The organism is Bradyrhizobium sp. 142 (assembly GCF_023074015.1).
Lineage (GTDB): Bacteria > Pseudomonadota > Alphaproteobacteria > Rhizobiales > Xanthobacteraceae > Bradyrhizobium.
The window spans coordinates 1-1,077 of record NZ_JADPKQ010000526.1 but is presented as its reverse complement, the minus strand read 5'-3'; the positions used below and the strand labels follow the sequence as shown (position 1 = coordinate 1,077).

Genomic DNA, 1,077 nt, shown 5'->3' with positions numbered 1-1,077 from the left:
AGGGCCGTTCCTTCGTCCCGGCCCTGCAGAACGTCGATCGCGTCGCGCGCAGGGGCGGTCAAGGCCGGCCGTCGCGCTTGGCTTGCGGCGGGCTCCGGCGTTGCCAGGCCGCGCCTTGACCGCGCCGAGCACGGCGCGAGGATCAAGCAGGTCGGACGCCTGCATCGTCGGTCCTCGTCAGCTCGAAGGCGCGTCCTTTAGCCAGCACCGCCCAGGCGATGCGGGCAAGCTTGTTGGCGAGCGCGATCGCCAGCACGTTGTGGTGCAACCGCCTCTTGGCGGCTTCGATCCAGGATTTGAGCCCGTAACGTTCCCAGTTCTTTATCCTGACCAGCACAACCCATGCCGCCTGCACAAACAGAACGCGCAGGTAGCGATTGCCGCGCCTCGAGATTTTGCCGAGGATCGTGCGGTCTCCCGTCGAGATCTGCTTGGGCACCAGTCCGAGCCAGGCGCCGAAGTCACGGCCTTTGGAGAATACGTCTCCAGTGCCGATCGCGGCCACCATGGCGCTCGAAATGATCGGCCCGATGCCAGGCACCGTCATCAGGCGCGAACATGCCTGATCTTGACGGGCCAGTGCTTCGATCTCGCCGGATAGGCCGTCGATGCGCTGATCCAGCCGGCGCCAGTCGCCTGCCAACTCCTCGATGACACGCAACATGCGTGGCGACAGGGCATCGGTGCGCGTCGCAAGGATGGTGGGCAGTTCCGTGCGCAGGAAGCCGATACCCTGGCGCACGGCGATCCCGCGTTCCAGCATGAAGGCGCGAATCTGGTTGATGATGCCGGTGCGTTGCGACACCAGCCGCTCGCGCACCCGATGCAGCGCCTGCAGATCCAGTTGCTCCACGGTCTTGGTCGCCACGAACTTCATCGTCGGGCGCTGCACGGCTTCGGCAATCGCTTCGGCATCATTGAAGTCGTTCTTCTGTCCCTTGCTATAGGGGCGGACATATTTGGCCGGCATCAACCTGGCATCGTGACCAAGCGATGCGAGTTTGCGGCTCAGGTGATGTGCGCCGACGCAGGCTTCCATGCCGATCAGGCAAGGCGGTATATTGGCGAGCCGCGCTT

The 1,077-nt window shown here is 64.4% G+C and carries 1 protein-coding gene; it reads right to left on the bottom strand.

The annotated features are described in order from the left end of the window. Positions 1–142: 142 nt before the first annotated feature. The coding region (locus IVA82_RS47060; protein WP_247381108.1) for an IS110 family transposase at positions 143–1,077 on the bottom strand (935 nt) is incomplete at its 5' end.